This window comes from Fontimonas sp. FW305-C-3, from assembly GCF_058783185.1.
The window spans coordinates 632,586-659,316 of record NZ_JBYSYK010000002.1; the positions used below are offsets into that span (position 1 = coordinate 632,586).

Consider the following 26,731-nt stretch of genomic DNA (forward strand, 5'->3'; position numbering starts at 1 on the left):
TGCCGGCCCACGTGCCGCGCAGGGATTAGCATTGCGTGGGCAAGCCCACGAACCGATCTCGATCGCGATGAGTACCGAATCTGGCCGCTACATCCCCGCCCTCGGCTATCACTGGCTGACCGGGCTCTACGATCCGGTCGTCGCGCTGACAACGCGCGAGCAAAGCTTCAAGTCAGGCCTGCTGAAACAGCTCCAGCCCGTCGCCGGCCAGCATGTGCTCGATCTGGGCTGCGGCAGCGGCACGCTGGCGCTGATGCTGTTGGCGGCGACGCCGGGTCTGCGCGTCACGGGCATCGACGGCGATCCGGCGATGCTCGCGCAGGCCCGGCGCAAGGCCGACAAGACCGGTCTCAGCGCGCAGTTTGACCAGGCCCTCGCGCAGGAACTCCCGTATGCCGCCGCCAGCTTCGACGCTGCGACGTCGAGCCTGTTTTTCCATCATCTGGACCGCAACACCAAGATTGCGGCGATGCGTGAAGTCCAGCGCGTGCTCAAGCCGGGCGGCAGCTTTCATGTCGCCGACTGGGGCCGCGCCGCGAATCCACTGATGCGCCTGGCTTTCCACGGTATCCAGATCCTCGATGGCTATCCGACGACCGCGGACAATGTCGCCGGCCGTCTGCCGGAGTTCCTGCGCGAAGCCGGCTTTGCGTCGGCACAGGAGACCCGGCGCTACAGCACGATGTTCGGCACGATGAGCCTGTACCGCGCCGACAAACCGGCGTAGGTTCGGCACGCATGAGCAAGGTCACCAACCTCCGCCAGTTCCGCAAGCGCAAGGCGCGCGAGGACGAAGCCGCCCACGCCGCGGAGAATCGCGTGCGCTTTGGGCGCACCAAGGCGCAGAAGGAGCAGGACGAGCTGGAAGCAGCGCAGGCCAGGCTGCGGATGGACCAGCTCAGACGCGAGGCGCCCGACGATTCGAGCGGGCAATAAAAAAGGGCGGGAATATCCCGCCCTTTTTGTCTGCAACTCAGCCCGGCTTAGAAGCGCAACGCCGCCGAAACGCGGATGCTGTCGTCGTCGCCGTCATTGACCGTCACGTACTGCAGCTGGCCGCTGATCACCGGCGTGAAGAAGTAGCGCGCGTTGACGCCGTAGTTCGTGTCATCGTCGGCGAATGAGGCGCCGGCACCGACGCTCAGCGCATGATTGAAGTAGTAGTCGCCGCTGATGCCGATGACATCGTCGTCGGCCTCGTCGAGCATCGTCAGCGACGCTTCGAGGTTGACGGCGGTCTCGCCGGCCAGCTTGGTGACGTACTTGCCTTCGATGACGACGTCGTTGCTTTCCTCGGCGCCCGGGAGATCAACGTCCACGCGATCGACACCGGCGGCGATGCGCAGACCCGGCAGCACGATGTAGCCGATGCGGCCGCTGATCGTGTCGGAGTCGGTGCCGTCGAAATCGGTCGAGCTATAGCCTGCACGGAAGTAGAACTTGTCGAAGTAGAACTCGCCCTGCACGCCGATCGTGTCGACATCGGCATCGTCGAAGGTCGCATAGCCGAGGCCGATATTGCTGGCATAGGTCAGGAACGCCGCTTCAGCCAGCGGCAGACCCGCGGTGGCAACCGGGGCCAGGTAATAGGTCGCGCTCGCATCAAAGATGGAGTCGTCGTTGATATCGGTATCGGTGTAGCCGACTTCCGCTTCAACCTGGTAATTCTGTGCTTGGGCATTCCCGAAACTGGTTGCGGCCAACATCGCCAACAGCAATGCAGTCTTCTTCATCCTGGTGAGCTCCTTGCTTTCTTATTGATGGGACCAACGCGTGGCTGCAGGTGCGCCACTGCGGTGCAGTGTAGCGCCGTCAGGGCACTCGTGACGCATCAATACCGGGCACCAGTAGGGTCGAAGCGATTCAAATATCGGAATTACCCGCATCGCTGGTGCATCGACGCCCGCTTTCCGGGCGCCCGCCCCAGCCTACAGATACCGCCAGCGCTGGCCGTCCTTGCCGTCCTCGACGAGCACGCCGCGCGCCTTGAGATCGTCGCGGATGCGATCCGACTCGGTCCACTGCTTGTTCCTGCGCGCATCGAGCCGCTGCGCGAGCAGCACCTCGATCTCGTCGGCAGTCGGGGCGCCGGCCACCGAGGCGCCTTGCGCAAACCAGGCCGCCGGATCCTGCTGAATCAGGCCGAGCAGCACGCCGGCATCGAGCATCTGCGCCTTGATCCGCGCCTTGTCGGCCGCGTCCGTCGCCTTGTTCGCCGCGCGCGCCAGCTCGAACAGCTCGGCCAGCGCCATTGGCGTGTTCAGATCGTCTTCGAGCGCGGCGATGAATGCAGCCGAAGCCTGGTCGGCGCTCGGCCTCACGTCGCCCAGTTCACGCAGCGCGCCATACAGACGATCGAGCTTCTTGCGCGCCTCACCGACCACCTCGTCGTTCCAGTCCACCGGCTGCCGGTAATGGCCGGTCAGCAGCACCAGGCGGATCACCTCGCCCGGCACGGTCTTCAGCAGCTCGTGGACCAGCAGCACGTTGCCGATCGACTTCGACATCTTCTGGCTGTCGACGTTGAGAAAACCGTTATGCAGCCAGTAGCGCGCGAAAGTCTTGCCGCCGTGCGCGCAGGTGCTCTGCGCAATCTCGTTCTCGTGGTGCGGGAAGATCAGATCGTGCCCGCCGCCGTGGATGTCGATCGTCTCGCCGAGCAGCGCCTCGGCCATCGCCGAGCACTCGATGTGCCAGCCCGGCCGGCCACGGCCCCACGGCGAATCCCAGCCCGGCTGATCAATGGTCGACGGCTTCCACAGCACGAAGTCGCCGGCGTGCTTCTTGTACGGCGCAACCTCGACGCGGGCGCCGGCCATCAGCGCCTGCTCGTCGCGGCCGGACAGCTGGCCGTACTCCTTGAAGCTCAGCGTGTGGAACAGCACATGGCCCTTGCCTTCGTAAGCGTGGCCGCTGGCGATCAGGCGCTCGATCATCGAGATGATCTGCGGCAGGTGCTCGGTCACGCGCGGCGCGTGATCCGGCGGCAGCACGCCGACCGCCGCCATGTCCTCGTGGTAGATCGCCGCATAGCGGTCGGTGATCACGCGGATGTCCACGCCTTCCTTGGCCGCCGCCGCGTTGATCTTGTCGTCGATGTCGGTGATGTTGCGGACGTAGGTCACCTGAGGGAACTTGCGCCGCAGCAGGCGCGCCAGCACGTCGAACACCACCGCCGGCCGCGCATTGCCGATGTGCGCGTAGCTGTAGACCGTCGGCCCGCAGACATACATCGTCACGCGCTGCGGATCGAGCGGTTTGAAGGCTTCTTTCTGGCCGGTCAGGGTGTTGTGCAGTTGCATCGGGATCGCGCGCCTATCACGGTTGCGGTGGGGGTGGACGGAAAACTGGCGCGAAGGATACCCGCAGACCGGGCTGAAGTCCCCTAGCCTCCTGCGGCTTCCCAACCACCCCCCAGCGCCTTCACCAGATCGACGCTGGTCTGATAGCGCGCCAGCCGGGCCTGGACCAGGCTGTCGTCGGCCGACAGCCGCGAACGCAGGCTGTCGAGCACCGTCAGCAGGTCCTGCGCACCGGAGTCGTAGCGCACCGAGGCCAGCCGGTAGGCCTCGCGCGCCTGCTCGGCGGTCTGCGCCAGCAGGGTTTCGCGCTGCGCACCGGTGTCGACCGCCGACAGCGCGTTCTCGACTTCCTGCAGGCTGGTCAGGATCGCCTGTGCGTAGTTTTCGACCAGCTCGGCCCGGGCTGCTTCGCTCAGCGCGACCTGGCTGCGCAGCCGGCCACCGGCAAACAGGGTCTGCGCGAGCGACGCGGCGATCGAGCTCAAAGTCGAGCTGCCGCCGTCGAGCAGGCCCAGCGCCGTCGTCGACGCCGACAGCTCCACCGACGGCAGCAGCGCCGCGCGGGCCGCGCCGATGTCCGCATTGGCGGCGATCAGGTCGGCCTCCGCGCCGCGCAGGTCCGGACGGCGCAGCAGCAGCTGCGCAGGCTGGCCGGCGCTGATCTGCGGCAGTGCCAGAGCAGCGAGCTCACCGTCCGGCACCACGAAGGATTGCGGCGTCTGGCCGAGCAGCACGGCCAGCGCGTTGCGGGTCTCGGTGCGGCTCTGTTGCAGCGCCGGAATCTGCGCTTTGATGTTCAGCAAGGTCGTCCGCTGCTGGGCAACGTCGAGCGCGCTGACCGCGCCGTTGTCGAAGCGCACCGTGACCAGGCGCAACAACTCCTCGGCAGCGCGCTCGTTCTCTCGTGCGATCTCGAGGCGGTCGTTCAGCGCCAGCCACTGGAACCAGGTGTTGGCGACATCGGCCTGCAGCACCAGCTGCACCTGGTCGCGACCGAACTGGCGCGAGGCCAACCGCGCCCGCGCCGCTTCGGCGCCGGCCGCATTGCCACCGAACAGATCCAGTTCGTAGCTGACCGAGACACCGGCGCGACCGTCTTCGCTGAAGCTGCTGTCACCGTCCTCGCTTCGACGGTCGCGGCCCGCGGATGCCGACGCGCTGACGGTCGGCAGCAGCGCCGCCCGCGCGCTGCGCATCGACGCCCGCGCCTGCTCGATGCGGGCGACCGCAGCGGCTAGATCGTGGTTCGCGATCAGCGCCGTGTCGATCAGCTGATCGAGCGCGGGACTTTGGTACGCGCGCCACCACTGCGGCGCCGGCATGCTGGCATCGGCGGCGGCGTCCGCCGACCATTGTTCGGGCATCTGCACGTCCGGCGCGGGCAACGCCGGCGTGAGACTGCAGCCGCCGATGCTCAGCATCAGCACGACGAGCAGGACTTTGCGAGAGGACGGGAGCATGGTGTTCATTCCGAAGCCAGCGCGACGACCGGATCCATGTAGGCGGCCTTGCGCGCCGGCAGATAACCGAACAGCAGGCCAGTGCCGAAGGCCGAGCTGAACGCGAGGATCGGCGGGCCGGCGGTGAACGCGACGCTGCTGCCGAAGGCTTCGACGATGAAGCCGGCGACGAAGCCGAGCACGACACCGATCGCGCCGCCGATGCCGCAGACCACCAGTGCCTCGGTATTGAACTGCAGCAGGATGTTGCTGCGCCGCGCGCCGGTCGCCATGCGCAGACCGATCTCGCGCGTTCGTTCGGTGACGTTGACGAGCATGATGTTCATCACGCCGATGCCGCCGACGATCAGCGAGATGGCCGCGACCGCGCCGAGCAGCAGGGTCAGCGTGTTCTGCGTTGTCTCGACGGTTTCCATCAACGAGGTCGTGCTGCGCACCTGCACGTCCTCGGTGCCGTGACGCTGCAGCAGCAGCTGCTCGATGGCCGACTGTGTCGCGTCGGCCTCGTCGCTGGCTTCGATCTTGACGTTGAGCGAACTCAGATAGCGCTTGCCGAACAGGCGCACGAAACCGGTCGACAGCGGCACCAGCGCGACATCGTCCATGTCGGAACCGAAGGCGTTCGCACCCTTGGGCGCGAGCACGCCGATGATCTCGAACGGCACGCTGCCGATCAGCATGTATTTTCCGATCGGCTCCGTGCCGTCGGGGAATAGCGTGTCGGCAACGGTCTTGCCGATCACCGTCACCGCCGCATAGCGATCGACATCGTCCTGGTTGACGAAGCTGCCACTGCGCATCTGCCAGTCCTGCGTCTGCTGGTAGCCCGGCCAGACGCCGATGACATTGCTGCGGTAGTCGACGCTGCCAAAGCGCAGCGTCTGCGAGCCGCGCCGCTCCGGCGAGACGAAGGCAACATTCGGCAGTTCGGCAATCGCGGTCGCGTCTTCCGGTACCAGCGTCGCCAGTTCACCGCTGGGACGCTGTCCCGGCACGCCGGGGCGCACCAGCAGCAGGTTGCTGCCCATCGCCTCGATCTGCTTGAGGATGTTCTGCTTGCTGCCGTTGCCGATCGCCAGCATCGTCACGACCGCGGCGACGCCGATGATGACGCCGAGCAGCGTCAGCGCGCTGCGGAACAGGTTCGCGCGCAGCGAGCGCAGCGCCATCTTCACCGCCTCGCTCAGGTCCGGCAGCCAGTGCGGATGGCGCGCGCCGGTATCGGTCGGCGCCGGCACCGCCACGTGCTGCGCCGGCCGGCCGCTGTCGGCAATCAGATGGCCGTCGCTGAACTGGATCGTGCGCGCGGCGTGGGCCGCGACCGAAGCATCGTGCGTGATCAGGATGATTGTGCGGCCCTGCGCGTGCAGGTTCTTCAGCAGCTCCAGCACCTCGGCACCGCTGCGGCTGTCGAGCGCGCCGGTCGGCTCGTCGGCGAGGATCACCTCGGCGCCGTTCATCAGCGCCCGCGCGATCGACACGCGCTGCTGCTGGCCGCCGGACAGCTGGTTCGGCTTGTGGCCGCTGCGCGTGCCCAGGCCAAGCTGGCCGAGCAACTCCACCGCGCGCGCGCTGCGCTCCTGCTTGCTGCGCCCGGCGTAGATCGCCGGCAGTTCGACGTTCTCGGCGGCGCTGATCGACGCCAGCAGGTTGTAGCGCTGGAACACGAAACCGAAGGTGTCGCGGCGCAGCGCGGCCAGATCGTCCGGCGTCAGGCTCGCGACGTTGGTGCCACGCACCGCGTATTCGCCGCTGCTCGGTACGTCGAGACAGCCGAGGATGTTCATCAGCGTCGACTTGCCGGAACCGGACGCGCCCATGATCGCGACGAACTCGCCGGCCTCGATGTCGAGGCTGATGTCGTCGAGCGCACGGACTTCAGTCTCGCCGCTCGCATAGACCTTGCTGATGCCGCGCAGGCGGATCAGCGGTGGCGTGGCATCGGACTTCATAGCCGCGGCATCATCGGCCGGCGCTGGCCGCCCTGCTTCGGTGCCGCACCGTCGGCGGCCGGCGCCGCACGCGGCACGATGACCTCGTCGCCCGGCTCCAGGCCGCTGACGACCTGCGCCATCGTCCGGTTGCTGACGCCGGTCTTCACTTCGCGCGGCTGCGGACCCTGCGGCGTGCGCACGGTCGCCTCGTAGGTATCCGGCTTGCCAGTCGGCTTCAAGGCGCTGAGCGCGACCAGCGGCACGTCCTTCGCTTCGCCGAGCACGAAGAACACCTGCACCGTCATCGACGGCAGCAGCGCGCGGTCGCTGTTGTCGATGTCGATCAGCACGTTGTAGAGCACGACGTCGTTGGTCGTCTCCGGCGTCGGCTGCACCTGGCGCACGGTGCCGACCAGGCGCTTGCCGGGCATGCCCAGCGTCGTGAAGTACGCCGGCATGCCCGGCGTGACGCGACCGACATCGGCTTCGGCGACCTTGGCCCACACCGTCATCACGTCGAGGTTGGCGATCTGGACGATCACCGGCGCCTGCTGGTTGGCATTGAGCGTCTGGCCTTCGAGGCTGGTCTGCGACACGACCGTGCCGTCCATCGGCGCGACGATGCGCGTGTAGCTGAGGTTGGCGAGGTCGCCGGCCAGCGTCGCCTCCGCCGCGGTGATCTGCGCCTTGAGCGCGGCGACCGCCGCCTTGGCGACGCGCGCCGCGGCAATCGACTGGTCCGCGGCGTCCTGGCTGATCGCGCGCTCGGCGAGCATGCGGCTGTTACGCGCGCTCTGCTGGTTCGCGAGTTCGAGTTCCGCCTCGCGCTGGCTGAGCTGGGCCTTGAGGCTGTCAAGGCCGGCGCGGTCGTTGCGCACCGTCGATTCGTAGCGGGTCGGATCGATCTGCGCGATCGGATCGCCCTTGGCCACACGATCGCCAATCGCCACATGCACCTTCTGCAGCTGGCCCGAGACCTGGGTGCCGACGTCGACGTAGTCACGTGCCTTCAGAGAGCCGACTGCGGTGACGGTTTTCTCGATATCGCCGCGCTCGACCTTCAGCGTCGTCATGGCCGCATCGGGCTTGGCCGCCATCAGGCGCCAGACGCCGAAGCCGCTGGCCAGCAGGGCGAGGACGACGACGGCAAAGATGATCTTGCGGGGCATTGAATGCGGCATGAGGCTCATGGTCGGATCGTTTCGGTGAACGCCTGCATCATGCCGCAGGAATGCGGTCGGCTTGCGTGGCAAATGTGGAGACATCGTGCAGTCGCGGCAGTTCCCTTCCTGGCCGGATCACTGTCACCCTTGAGAAACCGAAAGCCCGCCCCCAGCAAGCTGCGAGTCCCTGCGAGCACGCCATGTCCGAGCGCATTCCACCGAAGCACCACCGCCCCGGCGGCTTCCGCAACAACCAGCGCACGGCGCCGCATGGCGGTACCGATGCGCTGCGCTGGCTGCCCGGCTTCCTGCTCAAGTCCTACCGGAAGATCGAGCTGCCGCGCCGCCAGCCGGATGTGGCCCTGCTGCGCGAAAACCGCAGCCGGAACCTGCTGACCTGGATCGGCCACTCCAGCTTCCTGCTGCAGTTCGCCGGCCGCAACCTGATCACCGATCCGCACTTGTCGGCGCGCGCGTCGCCATTCACGTTCGCTGGCCCCAAGCGCTACACGGACCCGGCGATGAGCTATGCCGAGCTGCCATCACTGGACATTGCGCTGATCTCGCACAATCACTACGACCATCTGGACGAGCCGACGGTGCGTCGCCTGGCGCGCGAGCATCCGCGGCTGCATTTCGTCGTGCCGCTCGGCGTCAAGGCCTGGTTCCTGAAGCGTGGCATCGACAGGGTCACCGAACTCGATTGGTGGGACAGCGCCGACATCGGCGGCCTCAAGGTCCATGCCGTGCCGGCCCAGCATTTCTCCGGTCGCGGCGCGCACGACGGCAATGCAACGCTGTGGTGCGGCTTCGTCGTCGAGTCAGCCGACCAACGCTGCTACTTCGCCGGAGACACCGGCTATTCACCGGACTTCGCCGACATCGGCCAGCGCTTCGCGCCAATCGATCTCGCACTGATCCCGATCGGCGCCTATGCGCCACGCTGGTTCATGCAGGCGATGCACATCAACCCCGACGAAGCGGTGCAGATTCACCAGGACATCGGCGCGAAACAGTCCGTCGCGATGCACTGGGGCACGTTCCGTCTCACCGAGGAACCGCTGGACGAGCCGCCGCAGCATCTCAACGCGGCGCTCGACCGCGCCGGCATCGCGCGCGAGCGGTTCTGGGTGCTCGAACACGGCGAGACGCGCAGCTACTGAAGCTCCGGCCGGCCACGGCGCATCAGGCTTTCCAGCCGCGCCCTGCGCTCAGGCTCGTCCAGCTTCGCCAAGGCCTTCGCAGCGGCGTGGAAGCGCGCCCAGTCGCGGCCGTTCTGCTCAAACAGTGCTTCGAAGGCAGGCACGTCCTCGTCGTAGAGTCCGAACGGCAGCAGCCTCGCATTGTTCAGCGGCGCCCGCGTGAACCACTGGTCATAGCTGCGATCGCCGCCCCAGGCCTCGTCGCGCAGGCGTGCGTAATCGGCTTGCAGGCGCTCGAACTCCTCTGCCTTGCGCTGGCGCTTCTCGGCATCGCCGATCGGCAGCGCGTACAGATCTTCAAGGCGCTGACGCGCGGCCAGCATCAGGCGCACGAACTGGGTGCGCCGGCCACGCGCCGCGGGGTCACCCTGAATTGTCTGCGGATGCTCGCTCAGGTACTGGGCCAGACCCTGCTGCTCGACAAACGCCGCGTACGATTCGTTGAAGCGGCTGTCGTTCTTGACGTACAGCCGCTGATGCGCGAGCTCGTGGAACACCGTGCCGATCAGCACCGCATCGCTCCACTGCATCATCGTGTTGAGCACCGGGTCGTCGAGCCAGCCCAGCGTCGAATACGCCGCAACGCCGCCGACGTAGACATCGTCGCCGCGTTCGCTGTAATCGGCCGCGCGTTCGTCCGCCTCGGCTTCGGAATAGAACCCCTGATAGGCCAGACAGCCGGCAAACAGGAAGCACTCCTCGCGCGGCTCCAGCGACAACTCAGGTGTCGCGAAGACGTTCCAGACCGCGTTGCTGCGGCCAAGGTCCGCATATTCGGTGTAGCTGTCGTTGTCCGGCAGGCCGAGGGCACCGACCGCCCAGCGCCGCGCGGCCAGCACCTGGCTCAGGCGCTGCTTGAGCTGGGGGTCCGCAACCGGATCGGCCAGCAGTCGCTCGATCGGCTGGCGCGCGCTCATCAGCTCGATATGGCCCTGGGCCATGTCGACGTAGTACAGCAGGCGGCTGCAGCCCGTCAGCGTCAGCGCAGCCCCTACAGCAAGAGCGATCCTTACCATGCGCATAGGCTGTCACAAATGCATAATGTTGCGCGTCCCGGGGGTCGGGGCCGACCAAGCGCACCATAGTGCTGCGTAACGAGGAGATGGTTCCATGTTGAGCTTGAGACTGTGCCTGACGGCGCTTGTGCTGTCCCTGGCGGCCTGCGGCAGTTCCGAAGAGGTCAATGGCGGCGGTGCTGGCGGTGGCGGCGGCAGCGCCCTGTCCCTGGGCGACACGCCGCCGACGGTGGCGGTCGCCGCAAGCCGCGAAGGCACCAATTACCGCCAGGAGATCGTTTCGCCGGTCACCGGCGACACGACCGTCGTGCAGGTCTTCGAGCCGACGCAGCTGGAAGCCGGCAAGACTTACCCGCTGGTGCTCGAAGGCCATGGCTACGGCGGTTCGCGGCAGACCAGCGCCGGCGACGGCAGCTTCATCCGCCGCCTCAACGATGCTGGCTACTACGTGATCTCGATCGACCAGCGCGGTTTCGGCGAATCGAGCGGCACGGTCCGCGTCATGGACCCGGACTACGAAGGCCAGAACCTGGTCGCCGTGCTCGACTGGGCGGAGAACCTCGAAGGTCTGCGCCGCCGCAGCAACGGCGAGATGTACGTCGGCAGCTACGGCGGCTCCTACGGCGGCATGTACCAGTTCCTGCTGTATGGCGCGGACCCGAAGCACCGCCTGCGCGTCATCGCGCCGAACGTCACCCCGCACGACCTGACGTTTGCGCTCAACCCGAATGGCGTCATCAAGTCCGGCTGGGCACTGCTGCTCAGCGTCGGCGGCGAAGCATCGGTCACCCAGATCCTCGACCCGACCGATCCGGCCGGCACGCTGGGCGAAGTGATCGAGCAGCTGGGCGAAGGCGGCACGCGCCAGGACACGGCCATCGTCGAGACGCTGATCACCGGCGCGCTGACCAACACCTTCCCGGAAGCCGGCCTGAATTTCTTCCGCTATCACAGCGTCCGCTACTTCTGCGACGGCGTGCCGCCGGGTCCGCAGGACTTCCTGCTCGGCACCGGTGACAGCTTCCTCGTACCGCCCGGCCCGATTCCGGCGGTCGATGCGCTGATCATGCAGGGCTTCCGCGACACGCTGTTCAACTTCAACGACGGCTTCAACAACTACAACTGCATGAAGGCGCGCGGCGGCGACGTGCGCCTGCTGACGCACGAGTCCGGTCACATCCTGCCGCTCAGCACCGAAGCGCTGGAAGGCCCGCTCGACCCGTTCTATGCCGCGCTGACGCTGCCGAACTTCCAGGATGCCGGTACCAGCGGCGACTGCGGCAACATCAAGCTGGGCGACGCCCAGTTCGCCTGGTTTGAAGAGAAGCTGCGCAGCCAGCCGGGCCGCGTCGCCTCGGTGCTGACCAGCGGCCGCAACGTCTGTCTGAGCCTCGGCGAAGGCGATGCGATTGCGGTACGCGAGGTCAAGACCGGTGGCGAGGCCTTCGAGATCGATGCATCGACGCCGCAGCTCAATTCCGCGCTGGGCATCGTCGGCTCGGTACTCGGCAACGCGGCGCGCGAAGCCCTGCTTGCGACCCAGCCGCTGACCACGATCGGCGCCGGCGGCGGCGTCATCGCCGGCCTGCCGACGCTCGACATCAACATCGCGGGCCTGACCGGCGTCGAGATGGAGACCTGCGCCACGCCGGTCGTGCAGCTCGGCTGCGATCCGATCCTGTTCCTGGCGATCGGCCACCGCGCGGCGGGCACCGAGCGCTGGGACATCATCGACGACCAGCTGACGCCGGTGCGCGGCTTCGGCGCGCATCAGCTGAAGATGACCGGCATCGCCGAACGTCTCAGCGAGGGCGACGAGCTGGCCCTGCTCGTCTATGGCTTCCACGCCCAGTACCCGATCAGCTGGTCACGCGATCTGCTGGTGCCAGCGCTGACGCTGTCCGGCAGCGTGCAGCTGCCGCTGCTGACACCGCGCGAGATTGTCCGCGAAGGCCTCTAAGCGACACCGCGCACAAACGCGAAAGGCGCGGTTCCATCGGGAACCGCGCCTTTTTGCTGCTCGCAATAAACCAGCTTGCGCCTCAGGCGGGCGGCTTCGGCCTTTGACTCACGGTCCGCAGCAGGCGCACCAGATCCTCGCGGCCACGCAGACCCAGCTTCAGATAGATCCGCGACGCGTGGTTGGCGACGGTGCTGACCGCGATGTGATTCTCGTTGGCGACGCTCTTGAACGACTTGCCTTGTGCAAGCGCCAACGCCACTTCCTGCTCACGCGGCGACAACACATCGAGCGGATGCGGGCGGCGGGCGTGAATCAGGTGCAGATTGCCTTCGGGCAGCACGCGGAAATGCAGGGTGCCGATATCGAACGCACCGCGACCGTCGCGCACGACGTCGTCCGGCAACGGGAACGGCAAGCTGCTGTCGCCTGGCTGCTCGAAGTGATCCTGCAACAACTCGCGGAAACGTTCGCTGGCGACATACAAGCCGCCACGCAGATCGATCAGCGCCGCGGAACCGCGCGACGGACGGCCCAGCGCCTGCAGCCATTCATCGCGCTGGACGAACTGCGACAGCGCCAGCGTCCCGGACTGCACGAGGTGGTCGACCGCGCGCTCAAGCACTTCCTGCGGCAGCTTCTTGGCACGCGCAAAAACCAGGCATACGGTGCTGTTCAACGGCGCGTCGCGATGCTTCATGCGCAGGGCCAGCGCATTGGCGCCCTTGAGCTCGAACTGGGCTAGCCAGTCTTTCGGAATCGCCCGCAAATGCAGGACCGTGCTGTCCGGCGCAAAAGTCATCGTGGCGATGTCGGCCTGCGCGATATCGGCATCGATCGGCCACACGGCGTACTCACCGGGCAGCTCCGAGACGTTGCGGGTCAACCACACCGCGGCGGCAGCGCCGCAGAACTCCGCCAGAGCCTGCAACGAGCGCTCGCGGAATTGCTGCCAAGGCGCATGAAAAGCTGCGGAATAGAACTGCTGTACGAGGACATCCAGCTCAGCCTCGGTCCCTGCTCGCGGGTTCAATGTCACGCCGGTATTCCCTTCGCCGCCATTCGATTCAGGGCGCAATCCTCCGGAGCCTCCAGTGGAGTTTCCATTTGATGGCGTCTCTGTCCGAACTCGTGATGACGACTATCTTGTCGTCAATGGCAGCTTGGATTTACGGTTTCCCCAGGAAATCCGCCTTGCCCAGCTGCACTCCGTTGTGCCTCAGAATCGCATAAGCCGTGGTGCAGTGAAAGTAAACATTCGGTAACACAAAGTAGTGCAGATACTGCAGTCCAACAAAGGTCTGCGGCTCGCCACGCAGCTTGATCGTGACCGGGCGCGACTCGGAACCGTCGATCTTCGCCGCATCGACGCTGCCGATGTATTCCAGCGTACGCGCGATCCGCTGCTGCAGCTGTTCGAAAGTCGTCTCCGTATCTTCATAGGCCGGCGGCTCGGCGCCGGACAGTCGCGCGGCGCAGCCCTTGCTCATGTCGGACGCAATCTGCACCTGCTTGGACAGCGGCAGCATGTCGGGCGCCAGACGCGCGCCGATCAACTCCGCGGGATCGATGCCCTTCTCCGAGCAATGCGCGGCGGCCTTCTCCAGCAGATGCGCCAGATTGCTCAGCGCCCTGCTCACGACCGGAATCGAGATTTCGTACATCGAAAGAACCTTGGACATGAATGAATCCCGTTGATGCCGCTAGTTGGAACCGATACGCAAGCTACCGGTGGCGACGAATACTTCGCGCAGGAAATACATCAGGCCGACGATCAGCGACAGCATCGCGGCGATGAACAGGCAGGCAATGACCGTGGCCACCGGAACCGGGGTCACCGCGCCGATGAACATGACGATGATGACATTGGCGACGATCAGCGCCGCGCAGGTGCACAGCGTGATGGCGCGACCGATCAGGTGCGCGCGCTGCGCCAGGATGCCGAGCGCACGGCGGATGCGGTCGCGCTCATCGCCGCGGGCAGCGTCCAGATCCTTCTCCAGGACCCTTGCGCGATCGACGATGCGCGAAAGCCGGTTTGCGGTCACCGCCAGCGTCGCGCCGACACCGGTCAGCAGGAATGCCGGCGCCACAGCCAGCTGGATCGCCTGCGCGATCGTGCGAATGCCTTCGCCACCAATCAGATCAAAAGTCATGCAAGCACAATCGGCGGCGGCGAGAGCTGCCGCTACTGACCGACAATCTCGGCGCGGGAAACCTCGGCTTCCACCGTCTCGAGATTCGGGATGAAAGCCTGCTGGCTGGCGATGCGCACGCGGCCCAGCACAAGATCGTTGCGATCGCCTTCGCGCAGCGCCAGCGGCCGCATCGCGGCGCGATTGAGCGTCACCAGATGCGGATAGCCCTGCGCAACGAAGGCGACGTTGCCGCCGGTCAGGTGCTTGCCCAGGGAATTGATGACGACGACACGCTCGCGCTTCGGATCGCCCGAGCCGCTGCCGCCGTTGAGCGCTTCCAGGCGCACGACCGGAACCACGCGGTTGTTCCACTCGCAGTGCCCGAGCAGCCAGTCCGGCCCGCCATCGCTGCGCTTCAGCGCATCGCGCGAGAGCACTTCCGCGACTGCGGCGTTCGGCAGCAGCACGATGTCCTCATGAACGGTCATCAGGACCGCATAGAGTTCGTCGGCATTCATGCTGCACGCTCCTTGAGTACGCCGTTGAGCTCGGCAAGCAACAGGTCTTCCTGGTATGGCTTGATCAGGTAACGCTGCACGCCGATCGATGCCGCGCGTTCACGATGCTTGTCGCCCGAACGCGATGTGATCATCAGGATCGGCGTGTGCTGGATCGCGCCGGTGTTGCGTACAAAGGCTGCCACTTCGAACCCGTCCGCGCGCGGCATTTCGATGTCGAGCAGGATCGCCGCCGGACGCAGGGTCTGCAGTTGCGCCATCGCATCGAGACCGTCCTTGGCGGTGACGGTGTCGAAACCATGCTTCGACAGCAGACGCTCGGTGACGCGTCGGATGGTGATCGAATCGTCGACGATCATGATCAGGTTGCGTTGCGCCTCGACCGGAGCCTCGTCGCCGTGCGCCACCGCGGCCAGCGTATGCAGCGAGCGCCGCGTGCGGTCCTGTACCAATGCCGCGATGTCGAGAATCATCACGACGCGACCGTCGGCGAGAATCGTCGCGCCGTTGACGCCGGGGATCGCGCTGATCTGCGTACCGACCGACTTCGACACGATCTGACGACTGCCGATCAGCTGGTCGACGACCACCGCGACGCGACGTTCCGCACCGCCGATACCTTCCGGCATACGCACCAGGATCGCGTGGACCGTGCGTTGATCGGTCAACGCTTCGCGCGGCATGCCGACCAGATCGGCCAGATGGCGCACGCGGTACTGCTGACCGCCGTATTCGTATTCCGGACCGCCTTCTGCGAGCAGGCCGTCAAGTTCCTCGCGGCCGATGCGGGCGATGCCTTCGACGCTCGGCAGCGGCGTGGCGAACAGCTCGTGTCCGACGCCGACCAGCAGCGACTGCGACATCGCCAGCGTCAGCGGCAGACGGATCTTGAAGCGCGCGCCCTTGCCGGTTTCCGAAGCCAGTTCCAAGCTGCCGCCGAGCTGCTTGACCTCGGCAGCGACAACGTCCATGCCGACGCCGCGGCCGGCGTCCTGGGTCAGCTTCTGCGCGGTGGAGAAACCCGGCATGAAGATGTACTGCGCGGCTTCGTCGTCGGTCACCGTCGCGTCGGCGGGCATCAGGCCGCGACGGATCGCGGTCTGGCGGATGGCATCGAGATCGAGGCCACGGCCATCGTCCTTGAGCTCCATGAACAGCTGCGTGCCTTCGCGCCACAGCGCCAGGTTCAGGCGGCCGCTGGCCGGCTTGCCGACGGCGGCGCGATCGTCAGGCCGTTCGATGCCATGAATCACGGCATTGCGCAGCAGATGTTCCAGCGGCGCGGTCATGCGCTCGAGCACGTTGCGATCGAGTTCCGCCTCGACGCCTTCGAAGCTGATTTCAGCGCGCTTGTCGTTGTCGCTCGCGGTCTGCTGGACCACGCGCTGCAGGCGGCCGACCTGGCGCGAGAACGGCACCATCAGCGTGCGCATCAGGCCCTGCTGCACTTCGGTCGTGATGCGTCCCTGCTGCAGCAGGATCGTCGTCGCTTCGCTGGCGAGCTGGTCGATCGACGCATGAACCGCCGACAAGTCGCCGATCGATTCGTTGAGCGCGCGCGACAGCTCCTGCATGCGCGTGAAGCGATCCATTTCCAGCGGATCGAATTCCTCGCCGTAGCGATCGGCGCCGTCGGACTTGATCAGGCCGCGCGCCGCAATCTGCGCCTCGGTCTCGATCTCCAGCTGGCGCAGCTGATCGCGCACACGGTGGATCGCCTGCTCCATGTCGCTGAGCTGGGCTTGAATGGCGGCGTTGTGCTCATCCATACGCGAGCGGTAGATCGAGATCTCACCGGCTTCGTTGAGCATGCTGTCGAGCACGCCGACCGGCACACGCGCGGTCTCGCGGCGCTGCGCCGCCAGGCCTTCGCCGTCGTCCTCCGGCCGCCAGAACAGCTGCGGATCCCACATGCCGACCGGTCTGGCTTCGAGTGGCTCCGTCGGCTCGATCAGCGGCGCGAGCACGACATCGGCCATCGTCTCGACCACCGCCTCGGGCGTATCCGGCAAAGCTTCGGTCGGCGCCGCGAAAGAGAGATTTGCATCGACGAACGGCTCCGGCGCCGCCAGTTCGATCGCAGCCTCCGGCTCGGCAACATCGCCAAAGCCCGTGTACTCGCCTTCGTCGGCGCTCTCGCCGGCATGCGGCAACACCAGTGCGGCGTAGTCGCCGCGCTGCAGACGATCGGTCAGATGCCGCAGCTCGGCGACCGCCGCGGCAACCACGCGCAAGGCATCACTGTTGAGTTCGCGCGCGTACTCCAGCCCCTCGATCAGGGACTCCAGTTCGTGCGAGGCGTCGCCCATCGCAACCAGACCGGCCATGCGTGCGCCACCCTTGTAGGTGTGCAACGCACGCAGCATGTCGCGGGCCGGCGTGAAATCGCCCGGCAGCGCCTGCCAGCGTGGCAGCGCTTCCTCGAGGACTTCCATCAACTCCTCGGCTTCGGCCGAGAAGGTCTGCGCCACTTCGAGATCGAAACCTTCCGGCAGCTCAGCGGCAGCGCTGAAGGTCGGTGCGGCGACCGGCGGCGCCCAGGCCGTGTTGTAGACCGGTGCCGGCGCAGACTCGATCAGCGGCGCCAGCGCCGGCTCGTCGAAGGCTTCCAGGGACGGCAACTCGAACGCCGGCGCCTGTACAGGATCGACCGGCGGCGCAACGAACGCCGGCTCGGCGAGCTCGTCCGCGTCATCGATGACGAGCGGATGCGACAACTCATCGATCAGCGCCAGCGGCTCGGGAATGATGTTGCGCTTGAGGTCATCGATCGCCAGATGCAGGCCGTCTAGCGCGTTGTGGACACGCGCGAAGAAATGCGTGCCCGCCGGTACTTCGCCGGATTCGAGGCGTTCGAACAGGGATTCAAGCAGATGCGCGACGTCGCCGAGCGCGTTGAGCCCGGTGACGCGAGCGCTGCCCTTGAAGGTGTGCAGCAGACGCATGATCTCGCCGAGCGGCGCGAGGTTTCCCGGGCTGCGTTCGAGCGCGGCGGCGCTCTGGTCGAGACCTTCGAGCAACTCCTCCGCTTCGCCGCGGAAGATGGCCAGCATCTCCGGATCGATGGCGTCGACGTCCACCATGTCTTCGGCTGCGGGCACCGGCATCTCGATCGGCGCTTCCGGTTCCGATACCGTCGGCGCCGCCGCAGGCATGTCGATCGGCTCGTCGAAACCACCGAGATCGAACTTGATCGTTTCATGCGACAGCGAAACCGCGGCCTGCTCGCTGCTGGCCGGTTCCGGCTGCAGCGCCGGCAGCTCGAACGCCGGCTTGTCGGACAGCGTGAAGGCGATGCTGTTGTCCGCCGCATCGGCGGGCACCGCCTCATCGGTCTCCGGCGTGTCGTCGAGTACCAGCTCAAAGGATTCGACCGAATTCTGCTCGACAGATGCCGGCGCAGCGACTGGCGCCGCTTCGGCGGCCGTCGGCGCAACTTCGACCGTCGCCCATGCGAGTGCTTCGACCTGCGTGGCAAGCCCCTGGTCGTCATCGTCCAGGCGGCCATCGCGATAGCGATCGAGATACTGATACAGGCCTTCGCAGACACCGAGCAGAACCTTCATCGCATCCGCATCGACGACGATGGAGCGCGCCGCGGCGCCGTCGAACGCGCGATTCATCGCACGCGCTACGGTGCCGACCGCCGGGCAACCAGACATCTGCGCCGCGCCAAGCAGCGTGTGGGTCAGCGACTTGAGTTCCTGCGCGGCACGGCGGCTGTCCGGCGAGGCCGACCAGCCGCGCAGCTGATCTTCGATGCCGGAGATCAGTTCGAACGCTTCCGACGCAAAAATTTCGGCAAGCTGGCGGTCTGCGTTGTTGCTTTCGCCCAGCTCCGGCACGCTGCTGCGCAGCTCGTCGATGCGGGCAATCCAGGCACTCGCATCCTGCTGGGCGACCGCAGCGCTGCCGACTTCGCCGATCCACTGACGCAGCGTCGCCGTCGCTTCGCCAAGCACTGTCAGGCTGCTGGCCGGCAGGTAGTAATGCGCCTCGGCGGCGGCATCGAGCAGATCTTCGATCGTGCCGGCAAGCTCGCTGATCGCCGGCGCATCGACGACGCGCGCCGAGCCGCGCACGGTGTGGTACGCGCGAATCGCTTCGGCATCGGCCTGGGCACCGCTTTCCTCGGCATGCGCCTTGAGCCAGCCGTCCGCCACCGCGAGCCGCTCGTTGGCGTCCTCGCGGAAAATCTGCGCCATGTCCGGTTCGGCTGCCATGCCCGGCGTGCGGCCGTCGGCATAGGCCTGCGCATGCTCGATGATGCCGGCGATCTCTTCCGACGGCGGCCGGCGATCGCGGAAGGCTTCGATCAGCGTCGGCAGCTGGGCCAATGCGCGACTGACCGTTTCGACAACACCGGGGCCGGCGCTGATCGAGCCATCGAGGCAGCGGTTGAGCATGCTCTCCAGCGCAAAGCCGAAGTCGCCGATCTGCAATGCGCCGACCGTGCGGCCGCTGCCTTTCAGCGTATGGAACGCGCGACGGATCGTCGTCATCGCTTCACGATCCTGCGGATCGCGGCTCCAGACTGCGTAGCCGTTCTGCAGCGTGGCGGCGACTTCCGCGGCCTCTTCGAGGAAGATCTCGCGGATTTCGGGATCGTCGCCGGCGGAGAATTCTTCGGCGACCGAAGCCGAAGTCGGCGATGCCGCCGGCGCCGGTTCTGGCGCCGCGACGGGTTCGATATCGAGTTCGATGGCCGGATGGCTCAGCGTCGCGTCGATGCTGTCCATCGCCCGCGCCAGCTCGGCCAGATGGGTTGCAGCCGTCGGCAGGCCGGCGCGCATCGCTTCGACGTAATACTCGGCAGCGGCAATGGCATCGGCAAAGCGCTCGGCCTGCACGCTGCCGGCACTGAGCTGGGCGAAGACCGGCCCGGCGGCAAAGTGCCGCAGCCGCTCGCAGAGCTGCGCGGCCTGCGGCAGCGCCAGCATGTCGAGGCCGGAAGCCAGCTCGCCGATCAGCTGCGCCGTATCGGTGGTTTCGCGCACGCTGCCGCCGCGCAGCTGGCTGTCGACCGCGGTCTGCACGCGCGCCAGATTGACGAGGAATTCGCGGTACAGCGCTTCACGGCCTTCGGCGAGATCGCGCGAGGCCGGAACATCGTCGGTGATCTCCTCGGAACCGCCGTCGTCGCGGCGGTGCATCTGGCGGAACAGAGCTTCTTCGAGATCGTTCTCGACGCGCAGGATCGAGGCCGCCAGATCCATCCAGATCGGCGCCGCGACATCCTGATGCGCCGCCTCGACCAGCGAGGAGGCCTGGGCCTGCACAACCTGTTGCAGGCGACCGAGGCCGAGCGCCGACAGCGTGTCGCCGATGCGGCGCAGGCTATCCGCGGTCGCGACCGTTTCGCCGCCGCCCGAGCGCACGATTAGGTCGATCTGATCCTTGACGCGGTTGAATTCGGCGCGCACCTCTGCGGACACCGTCGCCAGCAGCGAAGTACTCGGTCCATGAATACGGCGGCGCTGGTGATCCAGCACTTCCGGCGTCGGCAACAGCGCCTTGAGGCGGAAATCCTCGCGCAAAGATCTGACGCGGCTGCCGCGCGAGGTCGAACGGCCGACCAGGAACAGCAGCTGCAGCGTCAGGTCTTCAGCATGCGCGCCCTTGGCGAGCTCGCCGCCTTCGGCCAGACCGCGCAGCGGCGCGGACAGGCGTCCATACAGGCGCTTGAGTTCCAGCGCATTGACGATGCCCTTGGTCAGATAGGCCTCGATCGCCGCCGCGGCAATCCGCCACAGCTGATGAACGCCGGCTTCGGTCGCATGCGTGGAAATCAGTTCGGCGACCTTGCCGACGCGCGCCGCCGCGGTCTGCCCATCGGCACCGCCGCGAATCCAGGCCAGCAGCGAGCTCTGGAACACCGGTCGCAGGCGCCGCGCCTGCTGCTGCGCCGTCGTGCCATCCGGCGGGGTCGGTACAACAAGCAGAGTCTGCCCCTGGGCCTGCATCTGCTGGGTGAAGATATCTGCCTCGGTCAGCACCGGCTGGCCACGCGCGAGGCGCAGCTCGTTGATCGTCGGCTGCATGATCAGCGCGCAGTCCGGCGTGCCTTCGGTCAGTGCCTGCACGTAATCGGTGAGCTGGATCGTCGCGCCGAGCAGCGCCGAGTACAGCGGCTCGGGATCGTCGATCTTGCTCTGGATGACGTCATGCAGTGCCGCCGCCATCTCCGAGGCGACCGCCGCCATGCCGAAGCACTGGATCATCGCCGCCGTTCCGCGGACCTGATGCAGTTCGAGATAGGCCTGCTGCAGCTGCAGCGGATTGCCGCCGCTTTCCGCGTAATGATCGATCAGCGTGCGCGCACGCGTAATGCTCTGTTCAATCTCTCCGCGCACCCAATGGATGCCCGCGGAGACCTGCAATTCCTGGCGTCTTTTCATAGCGCGGCGGATCGGAAACTTTCATCGAGCGCGAGCTTGTGCAGCGAGAAAGCCAGCCAGGGCTGACCTTCGCGCACGAAAGCGCCGAGTAGATAACGGGCATAAGGCTGGCCCTGCGTGGCGATTTCGCCGCGCTGCTCGCCCGGAGTGAACTGGCGGTATCCGGCGACTTCGTCGACCAGGAAGCCCGCCGGCACACGCTTGGAATTGAGCACCAGCACGCGCTGCGCGCGCTGGGCGCTGGACTCTTCGAGGCCGAGCACACCGGCCAGGTCGACGATGGCGAGCAGTTCGCCGCGCACATTGGCGAGGCCGCGCACCCAGCTGCGGGCATTCGGCACCCGCGTCGTTGCCGGCGGCGTGATCACTTCGCGGACATCGTCGCGCGGCGCGACGAACCAGGTGGTGCCAAGGCGAAACCCCAGCCCGGTCCAGGCTTGGGCGGCGCCGGCGGTGGCATCCAGGCGCGCCGCGCGTACCTGCCCCTCCAACGCCTGCAGTAGCGCAAACGGATCGTTGCGCAAGCTCGTCAAATCCATTGACATCGCGTCCCCCTAGGGCCTGCTAACGCTATGGCGATCGCTGCGACGGAGACCGTTTTGGCGCAGCGCAAGGAATGAGGAGCGCGGTGTACTTGACGTACATGAGCGACGAATGACGCGGCGATGCGCCAAAACGGTCCCGCCCCTTCGGGGTGCCACGGGATTTGCGGCCATGCAGCGTTCCGACCTCCTCATTTGGAATCACCAAACCTCGTCGGCCGGGCCTTACCTGGCCGCAAATCTCGTGGCATCGCAGTGATCGCCATAGCGTTAACAGGCCCTGATCCGCGAATCAGGATTGGGTATGGGCGCGCACCGCGCCGAGCAGCTCGTCCTTGGTGAACGGCTTGGTCAGATATTCATCCGAGCCCACCATGCGCCCGCGCGCCCGGTCGAACAGGCCGTCTTTCGACGACAGCATGATCACCGGTGTATTGGAAAAGCGCGGGTTGCCCTTAATAAGGGCGCAGGCCTGATAGCCATCCAGGCGCGGCATCATGATGTCGACAAAGATAATGTCGGGTGCGTGATCGGCGATCTTGGCCAGGGCTTCAAAGCCATCCTGGGCAGTAATGACTTGGTAACCCTCGCGGGCCAACAAGGTTTCGGCGGTGCGCCGGATGGTCTGACTGTCGTCAATGACCATGACTTTAGCAGTCGACTGCGTGGCCACTCACTCCCCCAATAGGTAGAAAAAATGCTTACTAGCAAACGCGTTTAGCGTTGTAGCACAGTCCCCTAGGGACTTAACAGCAAAGCCCGTATGGACTGCATTGGCGGGCACGCCAGACACGGTCCTTGCGTTACCATGCCAACCCCTTGCGGCGCGCGCCGCAGCGAACCGGAACCGACATGCACAGCCCTGTCCCGCGCCTGACCACCGCCCTCACCGGCCCCCTCCTGCAGCTCGAGTCGAGCCTGCTGCAACGCTCGGCCGACATCGAGGCCTGGTTCCGTGAACAATGGGTGGCAACGACCCCGCCGTTCTACAGCTCGGTCGATCTGCGCAACGCCGGCTTCAAGCTGGCGCCGGTCGACACCAACCTGTTTCCGGGTGGCTTCAACAACCTCAACCCGGCCTTCGCGCCGCTGTCGATCCATGCCTTGCAGATTGCCATCCAGCGCATCTGTCCGACCGCGAAGAAGCTGCTGCTGGTGCCGGAAAACCACACCCGCAACCGCTTCTATCTGGAAAACGTCGCGACCCTGGTCGAACTGATCGGCAAGGCCGGCTTCCATGTGCGGGTCGGCTCGCTGATCCCGGACCTGCACGAAACCACCGAAATGCAGCTGGATTCAGGCCGCATCCTGCGTCTCGAGCCGCTGCAGCGCCACGGCAACCGGGTTGGCGTCGCCGGCTTCGACCCCTGCGCCGTGCTGCTGAACAACGACCTGACGGTCGGCATTCCGGACATCCTCAAGCAGCTCGACCAGCAGGTCATCCCGCCGATGGACCTCGGCTGGCACGCCCGCCAGAAGTCCAACCATTTCGGTTTCTACCGTGAAGTGTCGAAGGAATTCGGCAGCCTGCTCGGCCTCGACCCCTGGCTGGTCGATCCGCTGTTCCGCAACTGCGGCCAGATCAACTTCGCCAAGCGCGAGGGCGAGGAATGCCTGGAGGCCAATGTCGCCCTGCTGCTGGAAGACATCACCGCCAAGTACAAGGAATACGGCATCAGCGACGAGCCGTTCGTCATCATCAAGTCCGACGCCGGCACCTACGGCATGGGCGTCATGACCGCCCGCAGCGTCGACGATGTGCGCAACATGAACCGCAAGGCGCGCACCCACATGTCGAGCGCCAAGGAAGGCAGCGAGGTCACCGGTGCGATCATCCAGGAAGGCGTCTACACCTTCGAGAAGATCGGCGACGACGGCGCCACGGCCGAGCCGGTGGTCTACATGATCGACCAGTTCGTCGTCGGCGGTTTCTATCGCCTGAATTCGACCCGCGGCAACCAGGAAAACCTCAACGCGCCCGGCATGCGCTTCGAGCCGCTGGCCTTCGAGGAATGCTGCAGTCATCCGGATCCGGCCTTCGGTCCGGACGAGCGACCGAACCGCTTCTATGCGTATGGCGTCGTCGCGCGCCTCGCCGCCCTCGCCGCCGCGCGCGAAATCGAGGCAACCGAGCAGCTGGCCGAACCGCAGGCGGCGTAAGTAATGTCCAGAACCCTCGCTGTGGTGATGGACCCCATCGCCACGATCAAGCCGTACAAGGACACGACGCTGGCACTGATGCTCGCCGCGCAGCAGCGCGGCTGGCAGCTTCACTATCTAGAAATGCAGGACCTCTGGCTGCGCGACGGCATCGCAATGGGTCGCGCGCGGCCGCTCAAGGTGTTCGACGACAACAAGCACTGGTTCGAATTCACGGCTGAAGCGCAGACCGTCAAGCTCGGCGGCTTCGATGCGATCCTGATGCGCAAGGATCCGCCTTTCGATCTCGAATACGTTGCCGCGACCTATATCCTCGAACGCGCCGAGGAACAGGGCGCGCTGGTCGCCAACAAGCCGCGCAGCCTGCGCGACTGCAACGAGAAGATCTTCACCGCCTGGTTTTCGCAGTGCACGCCGCCGACGCTGTTCTCGCGCGACATGGCCACGCTGCGCGCCTTCCACGCCGAGCATGGCGATGTGATCTACAAGCCGGTCGACGGCATGGGCGGCCAGGGCATTTTCCGTGTCGGCAGCGACGGCATGAACCTGGGCGCCGTGCTCGAAGCACTGACCAACAACGGTCAGACGACGATCGTCGCGCAGCGCTACCTGCCGGCGATCAAGGACGGCGACAAGCGCATCCTGATGGTCGATGGCGAGCCGGTGCCGTACTGTCTCGCCCGCGTGCCGATGGCCGGCGAAACCCGCGGCAATCTCGCTGCCGGCGGCAGCGGTCGCCCGCAGCCCTTGACCGAGCGCGATCGCTGGATCGCCGCGCAGGTCGGCCCGCGGCTGAAGGAACTCGGCCTGCTGTTCGTCGGACTCGACGTGATTGGCGAGCATTTGACCGAGATCAACGTCACCTCGCCGACCTGCGCGCGCGAAATCGACAAGGCTTACGGAACCGACATCGGCGGCGAGCTGATCCAGGCACTCGAACGACGCCTCGCAGCAAAAACGTGAAGCGGCTGCTCAAGCTGGCCGTCGGCCTGGGTCTCGCCGCGCTGATCGCGTGGCTGGCGCTGCGCCCGCAGGCCGGCCCCGATCCGCGCCTGGTGGAGCGCGAGTTCCTTGCGATGGGCACGATCCTGTCGGTATCGCTGTATCTGGACGAGCAGCAGGACCGCGCCGCGGCGGAACAGGCGCTGCGCGAACTGGAAAAGCATCTCTACACCTATGCCCAGCGCTGGACCGCCTGGGGCAACGGTGCATTGGGCGATATCAACCGGCAGCTTGCGAGCGGCGCCGCCATCAAGATTCCGGCCGACATGCAGCCGCTGTTCTCGCTCGCCGCGCGGCGCAGCCGGCTCAGCGGCCAGCGCTTCGATATCCGCGTCGGCAGGCTGGTCGAACTGTGGGGCTTCAACGACGAGACCCGGTTTCACAGCGCGCCACCGGATGCTGCGCAGATCGCCGAGGCGGTTCGCGCGCTGGCCGCGGCGCCTGCCCTGGACGAAACCGCAGACAGCTATGGCCCGGCGAACGGCATCTGGTTCGATTTCGGCGCCATTGCCAAGGGCGATGCCCTCGATCTGGCGATCGACGAACTGCGCCGCAAGGGCTACCCGAACGCGATCGTCAATGCCGGTGGCAATCTGCGCACCAGCGGCCAGCGCGGCACGCGGCCCTGGCGCATCGGCGTACGCCACCCGCGCCCGGAAGGACGTCATGACGGTCAAAGCAGCGTGCTGGCATCGATGGACGCCGCGGACGACGAGGCCGTCGTCACCAGCGGCGACTACGAACGCTACTTCGAAGCCGCAGGCCAGCGCTATCACCACCTGCTCGATCCGCACAGCGGCATGCCCGCACGCGGCATGCAGGCGGTGACGGTCGTCGCGCCACTCGGTGCGCTGGCCGATGCGACGACGACGGCGCTGTTCGTCGCCGGGCCCGCGCAGTGGCGGCAGGTCGCGCGCGACATGGACACGCCGCTGGCCTTCGTCGTGCTCGAAGACGGCCGCGTCCAGGTCACCGAGGCGCTGGCGTCGCGCGTGAAGTTTGCCGACGACGTGAAGGTCGAGATCCTGCCGTGACGCGCGGCGATCTGCTCGCGATCGCCGGCGCAGCAGTGCTCGTCGGCGCGCTGTTCGCGCGCTACTGGCAGCCGCCCGTTGCAGCCACCCAGTTCGAAGTCCGCATCGCCGGCGAGTCGCAGGCACGCTACGCGCTGGATATCGACCGCGAGATTCGCGTCGACGGGCGCGCCGGCATCTCGGTGCTCAAGGTCGAGAACGGGCGCGTGCGCTTCGTCTCCAGCCCCTGCCGCAACAAGGTCTGCGTCCACGGCGGCTGGCTCAGCCACAGTGGCGACGCCGCGGCCTGCCTGCCGAACCGGGTCAGCATCGCGCTCAGCGGCACCGGCGGCGACGGCCTCGATGCGATCAGCTTCTGAGCATGACCAGCCTGACGCCCAGCCATGAAGATCGCCTGGTCGCCGGCTTCGCCGCGCTGGCCATCGTCATCCATGTGCTCGAGGCCGGCTTTCCGACGCTGGTGCCGGGCATCAAGCCGGGCCTCGCCAACGTCGTGACCCTGATCGTCCTGTTGCGCTATTCCTGGCGCATGGCGCTGTGGGTTTCGCTGCTGCGCGTGCTGGTCGGCAGCCTGCTGGTCGGCAGCTTCATGGCGCCGGGATTCTGGCTCTCGCTCGGCGGCGCGGTCGCCAGCTTGGCAGTCCTCGGGCTCGGCCATGCCTGGAGTCGCGCGGTGCCGGCGCTGCGGCTGTCGCCGGTCGGGCTGTCGGTCATGTCCGCGCTGGCCCACATGGCCGGGCAATTTGCATTGGCGTATCAGGTCTTCGTGCCGCATCCGGGCCTGCTGCGCCTGCTGCCGGTCCTGATGGGCGTTGCCCTGCTGTTCGGGCTCGCGACCGGCCTGGCCGCTCAGGCCCTGCTTCAGCGCCTGCCGTCGCGCGCGGCCACAGTCGCGGCTTGAC

General features: G+C 66.5%; 22 protein-coding genes. 9 read left to right on the plus strand and 13 right to left on the minus strand.

The genetic code is table 11. The features are described 5' to 3' along the window. The first annotated feature begins 67 nt into the window (after window positions 1–67). Window positions 68–727 (plus strand): class I SAM-dependent methyltransferase, encoded by a 660-nt coding sequence (locus AC3WUF_RS09120; RefSeq protein WP_492424684.1) that lies wholly within the window; start codon window positions 68–70, stop codon window positions 725–727. 11 nt (window positions 728–738) lie between these two features. Beyond that, window positions 739–936: a DUF4169 family protein gene (locus AC3WUF_RS09125; RefSeq protein WP_492424686.1), complete on the plus strand. Its 198-nt coding sequence runs from the start codon at window positions 739–741 to the stop codon at window positions 934–936. Between the two features lie 47 nt (window positions 937–983). Here the strand turns inward: AC3WUF_RS09125 and AC3WUF_RS09130 are convergent, their stop codons facing one another. The 5 genes from AC3WUF_RS09130 to AC3WUF_RS09150 all read right to left on the minus strand — a co-directional run bounded on the left by AC3WUF_RS09130 (window position 984) and on the right by AC3WUF_RS09150 (window position 7,886). After that, window positions 984–1,733, minus strand: a complete 750-nt coding sequence (locus tag AC3WUF_RS09130) for a putative porin (protein ID WP_492424688.1) — start codon at window positions 1,731–1,733, stop codon at window positions 984–986. A 195-nt stretch (window positions 1,734–1,928) separates the two neighbouring features. Then, entirely contained in the window at window positions 1,929–3,302 is a 1,374-nt protein-coding gene (gene cysS / locus AC3WUF_RS09135; RefSeq protein ID WP_492424690.1) for a cysteine--tRNA ligase, read from the minus strand. Window positions 3,303–3,385: 83 nt separating this feature from the next. Continuing rightward, window positions 3,386–4,762, minus strand: a complete 1,377-nt coding sequence (locus tag AC3WUF_RS09140) for an efflux transporter outer membrane subunit (protein ID WP_492424692.1) — start codon at window positions 4,760–4,762, stop codon at window positions 3,386–3,388. 5 nt (window positions 4,763–4,767) lie between these two features. Then, window positions 4,768–6,714: a MacB family efflux pump subunit gene (locus AC3WUF_RS09145; protein WP_492424694.1), complete on the minus strand. Its 1,947-nt coding sequence runs from the start codon at window positions 6,712–6,714 to the stop codon at window positions 4,768–4,770. Further along, window positions 6,711–7,886 (minus strand): efflux RND transporter periplasmic adaptor subunit, encoded by a 1,176-nt coding sequence (locus AC3WUF_RS09150; RefSeq protein WP_492424696.1) that lies wholly within the window; start codon window positions 7,884–7,886, stop codon window positions 6,711–6,713. The genes AC3WUF_RS09145 and AC3WUF_RS09150 overlap by 4 nt, the downstream gene beginning before the upstream one ends. Before the next feature lie 173 nt (window positions 7,887–8,059). Here AC3WUF_RS09150 and AC3WUF_RS09155 point away from each other — a divergent pair, with 173 nt between their 5' ends. Beyond that, window positions 8,060–9,022 carry an MBL fold metallo-hydrolase gene (locus AC3WUF_RS09155; RefSeq protein ID WP_492424698.1) on the plus strand — a complete coding sequence of 321 codons (963 nt, stop codon included), beginning with the start codon at window positions 8,060–8,062 and terminating at the stop codon, window positions 9,020–9,022. On the opposite strand, the gene AC3WUF_RS09160 is transcribed toward AC3WUF_RS09155, so the two are convergent. Then, window positions 9,016–10,077: an aminopeptidase gene (locus AC3WUF_RS09160; protein ID WP_492424700.1), complete on the minus strand. Its 1,062-nt coding sequence runs from the start codon at window positions 10,075–10,077 to the stop codon at window positions 9,016–9,018. The two genes, AC3WUF_RS09155 and AC3WUF_RS09160, sit on opposite strands and share 7 nt — an antisense overlap. A 94-nt stretch (window positions 10,078–10,171) precedes the next feature. On the opposite strand from AC3WUF_RS09160, the gene AC3WUF_RS09165 reads away from it, so the two are divergent. Beyond that, on the plus strand, window positions 10,172–12,037 hold the full coding sequence (locus AC3WUF_RS09165) for an alpha/beta fold hydrolase (RefSeq protein WP_492424702.1): 1,866 nt from the start codon (window positions 10,172–10,174) through the stop codon (window positions 12,035–12,037). Window positions 12,038–12,119: 82 nt separating this feature from the next. Here the strand turns inward: AC3WUF_RS09165 and AC3WUF_RS09170 are convergent, their stop codons facing one another. The 7 genes from AC3WUF_RS09170 to pilG form a co-directional block, all read right to left on the minus strand. Continuing rightward, the gene (locus AC3WUF_RS09170) at window positions 12,120–13,076 is read right to left on the minus strand and encodes a helix-turn-helix transcriptional regulator (RefSeq protein ID WP_492424704.1); all 957 of its coding nucleotides are present in this window, start codon (window positions 13,074–13,076) and stop codon (window positions 12,120–12,122) included. A 130-nt stretch (window positions 13,077–13,206) separates the two neighbouring features. Then, entirely contained in the window at window positions 13,207–13,719 is a 513-nt protein-coding gene (locus tag AC3WUF_RS09175; RefSeq protein WP_492424706.1) for a DUF1993 domain-containing protein, read from the minus strand. Window positions 13,720–13,740: 21 nt separating this feature from the next. Further along, window positions 13,741–14,193, minus strand: coding sequence for a DUF2721 domain-containing protein (locus AC3WUF_RS09180; protein WP_492424708.1), 453 nt, complete (start codon window positions 14,191–14,193; stop codon window positions 13,741–13,743). A 32-nt stretch (window positions 14,194–14,225) separates the two neighbouring features. After that, entirely contained in the window at window positions 14,226–14,693 is a 468-nt protein-coding gene (locus AC3WUF_RS09185; RefSeq protein ID WP_492424710.1) for a chemotaxis protein CheW, read from the minus strand. Then, the gene (locus AC3WUF_RS09190) at window positions 14,690–21,091 is read right to left on the minus strand and encodes a hybrid sensor histidine kinase/response regulator (RefSeq protein ID WP_492424712.1); all 6,402 of its coding nucleotides are present in this window, start codon (window positions 21,089–21,091) and stop codon (window positions 14,690–14,692) included. The genes AC3WUF_RS09185 and AC3WUF_RS09190 overlap by 4 nt, the downstream gene beginning before the upstream one ends. After that, the gene (locus AC3WUF_RS09195) at window positions 21,088–21,630 is read right to left on the minus strand and encodes a chemotaxis protein CheW (protein ID WP_492424714.1); all 543 of its coding nucleotides are present in this window, start codon (window positions 21,628–21,630) and stop codon (window positions 21,088–21,090) included. Before AC3WUF_RS09195 ends, AC3WUF_RS09190 begins: the two co-directional genes overlap by 4 nt. A gap of 295 nt (window positions 21,631–21,925) precedes the next feature. Beyond that, a complete protein-coding gene (gene pilG, locus AC3WUF_RS09200; RefSeq protein ID WP_492424716.1) occupies window positions 21,926–22,279 on the minus strand; it encodes a twitching motility response regulator PilG in 354 nt (117 codons plus the stop codon). Between the two features lie 206 nt (window positions 22,280–22,485). Here pilG and gshA point away from each other — a divergent pair, with 206 nt between their 5' ends. From gshA to AC3WUF_RS09225, 5 genes are read left to right on the plus strand one after another with little or no spacing between them, the layout of a single operon-like run. Beyond that, a complete protein-coding gene (gshA, locus tag AC3WUF_RS09205; RefSeq protein ID WP_492424718.1) occupies window positions 22,486–23,793 on the plus strand; it encodes a glutamate--cysteine ligase in 1,308 nt (435 codons plus the stop codon). 3 nt (window positions 23,794–23,796) lie between these two features. Next, window positions 23,797–24,756 carry a glutathione synthase gene (gene gshB, locus AC3WUF_RS09210; RefSeq protein WP_492424720.1) on the plus strand — a complete coding sequence of 320 codons (960 nt, stop codon included), beginning with the start codon at window positions 23,797–23,799 and terminating at the stop codon, window positions 24,754–24,756. Next, window positions 24,753–25,829 (plus strand): FAD:protein FMN transferase, encoded by a 1,077-nt coding sequence (locus tag AC3WUF_RS09215; protein ID WP_492424722.1) that lies wholly within the window; start codon window positions 24,753–24,755, stop codon window positions 25,827–25,829. Before gshB ends, AC3WUF_RS09215 begins: the two co-directional genes overlap by 4 nt. After that, window positions 25,826–26,188 (plus strand): NusG domain II-containing protein, encoded by a 363-nt coding sequence (locus AC3WUF_RS09220; RefSeq protein WP_492424724.1) that lies wholly within the window; start codon window positions 25,826–25,828, stop codon window positions 26,186–26,188. The genes AC3WUF_RS09215 and AC3WUF_RS09220 overlap by 4 nt, the downstream gene beginning before the upstream one ends. A gap of 2 nt (window positions 26,189–26,190) precedes the next feature. Then, a complete protein-coding gene (locus tag AC3WUF_RS09225) occupies window positions 26,191–26,730 on the plus strand; it encodes a Gx transporter family protein (protein WP_492424726.1) in 540 nt (179 codons plus the stop codon). Window position 26,731 lies beyond the last annotated feature (1 nt).

Coding starts and splice junctions, on each gene's coding strand:
- AC3WUF_RS09155 (WP_492424698.1), top strand. CDS start 8,060: ATGTCCGAGCGCATTCCACCGAAGCACCACCGCCCCGGCGGCTTCCGC.
- AC3WUF_RS09130 (WP_492424688.1), bottom strand. CDS start 1,733: ATGAAGAAGACTGCATTGCTGTTGGCGATGTTGGCCGCAACCAGTTTC.
- gshB (WP_492424720.1), top strand. CDS start 23,797: ATGTCCAGAACCCTCGCTGTGGTGATGGACCCCATCGCCACGATCAAG.
- AC3WUF_RS09225 (WP_492424726.1), top strand. CDS start 26,191: ATGACCAGCCTGACGCCCAGCCATGAAGATCGCCTGGTCGCCGGCTTC.
- pilG (WP_492424716.1), bottom strand. CDS start 22,279: ATGGTCATTGACGACAGTCAGACCATCCGGCGCACCGCCGAAACCTTG.
- AC3WUF_RS09150 (WP_492424696.1), bottom strand. CDS start 7,886: ATGAGCCTCATGCCGCATTCAATGCCCCGCAAGATCATCTTTGCCGTC.
- AC3WUF_RS09190 (WP_492424712.1), bottom strand. CDS start 21,091: ATGAAAAGACGCCAGGAATTGCAGGTCTCCGCGGGCATCCATTGGGTG.
- AC3WUF_RS09145 (WP_492424694.1), bottom strand. CDS start 6,714: ATGAAGTCCGATGCCACGCCACCGCTGATCCGCCTGCGCGGCATCAGC.
- AC3WUF_RS09165 (WP_492424702.1), top strand. CDS start 10,172: ATGTTGAGCTTGAGACTGTGCCTGACGGCGCTTGTGCTGTCCCTGGCG.
- AC3WUF_RS09195 (WP_492424714.1), bottom strand. CDS start 21,630: ATGGATTTGACGAGCTTGCGCAACGATCCGTTTGCGCTACTGCAGGCG.
- AC3WUF_RS09125 (WP_492424686.1), top strand. CDS start 739: ATGAGCAAGGTCACCAACCTCCGCCAGTTCCGCAAGCGCAAGGCGCGC.
- cysS (WP_492424690.1), bottom strand. CDS start 3,302: ATGCAACTGCACAACACCCTGACCGGCCAGAAAGAAGCCTTCAAACCG.
- AC3WUF_RS09175 (WP_492424706.1), bottom strand. CDS start 13,719: ATGTCCAAGGTTCTTTCGATGTACGAAATCTCGATTCCGGTCGTGAGC.
- AC3WUF_RS09180 (WP_492424708.1), bottom strand. CDS start 14,193: ATGACTTTTGATCTGATTGGTGGCGAAGGCATTCGCACGATCGCGCAG.
- AC3WUF_RS09120 (WP_492424684.1), top strand. CDS start 68: ATGAGTACCGAATCTGGCCGCTACATCCCCGCCCTCGGCTATCACTGG.
- AC3WUF_RS09185 (WP_492424710.1), bottom strand. CDS start 14,693: ATGAATGCCGACGAACTCTATGCGGTCCTGATGACCGTTCATGAGGAC.
- AC3WUF_RS09160 (WP_492424700.1), bottom strand. CDS start 10,077: ATGGTAAGGATCGCTCTTGCTGTAGGGGCTGCGCTGACGCTGACGGGC.
- AC3WUF_RS09140 (WP_492424692.1), bottom strand. CDS start 4,762: ATGCTCCCGTCCTCTCGCAAAGTCCTGCTCGTCGTGCTGATGCTGAGC.
- gshA (WP_492424718.1), top strand. CDS start 22,486: ATGCACAGCCCTGTCCCGCGCCTGACCACCGCCCTCACCGGCCCCCTC.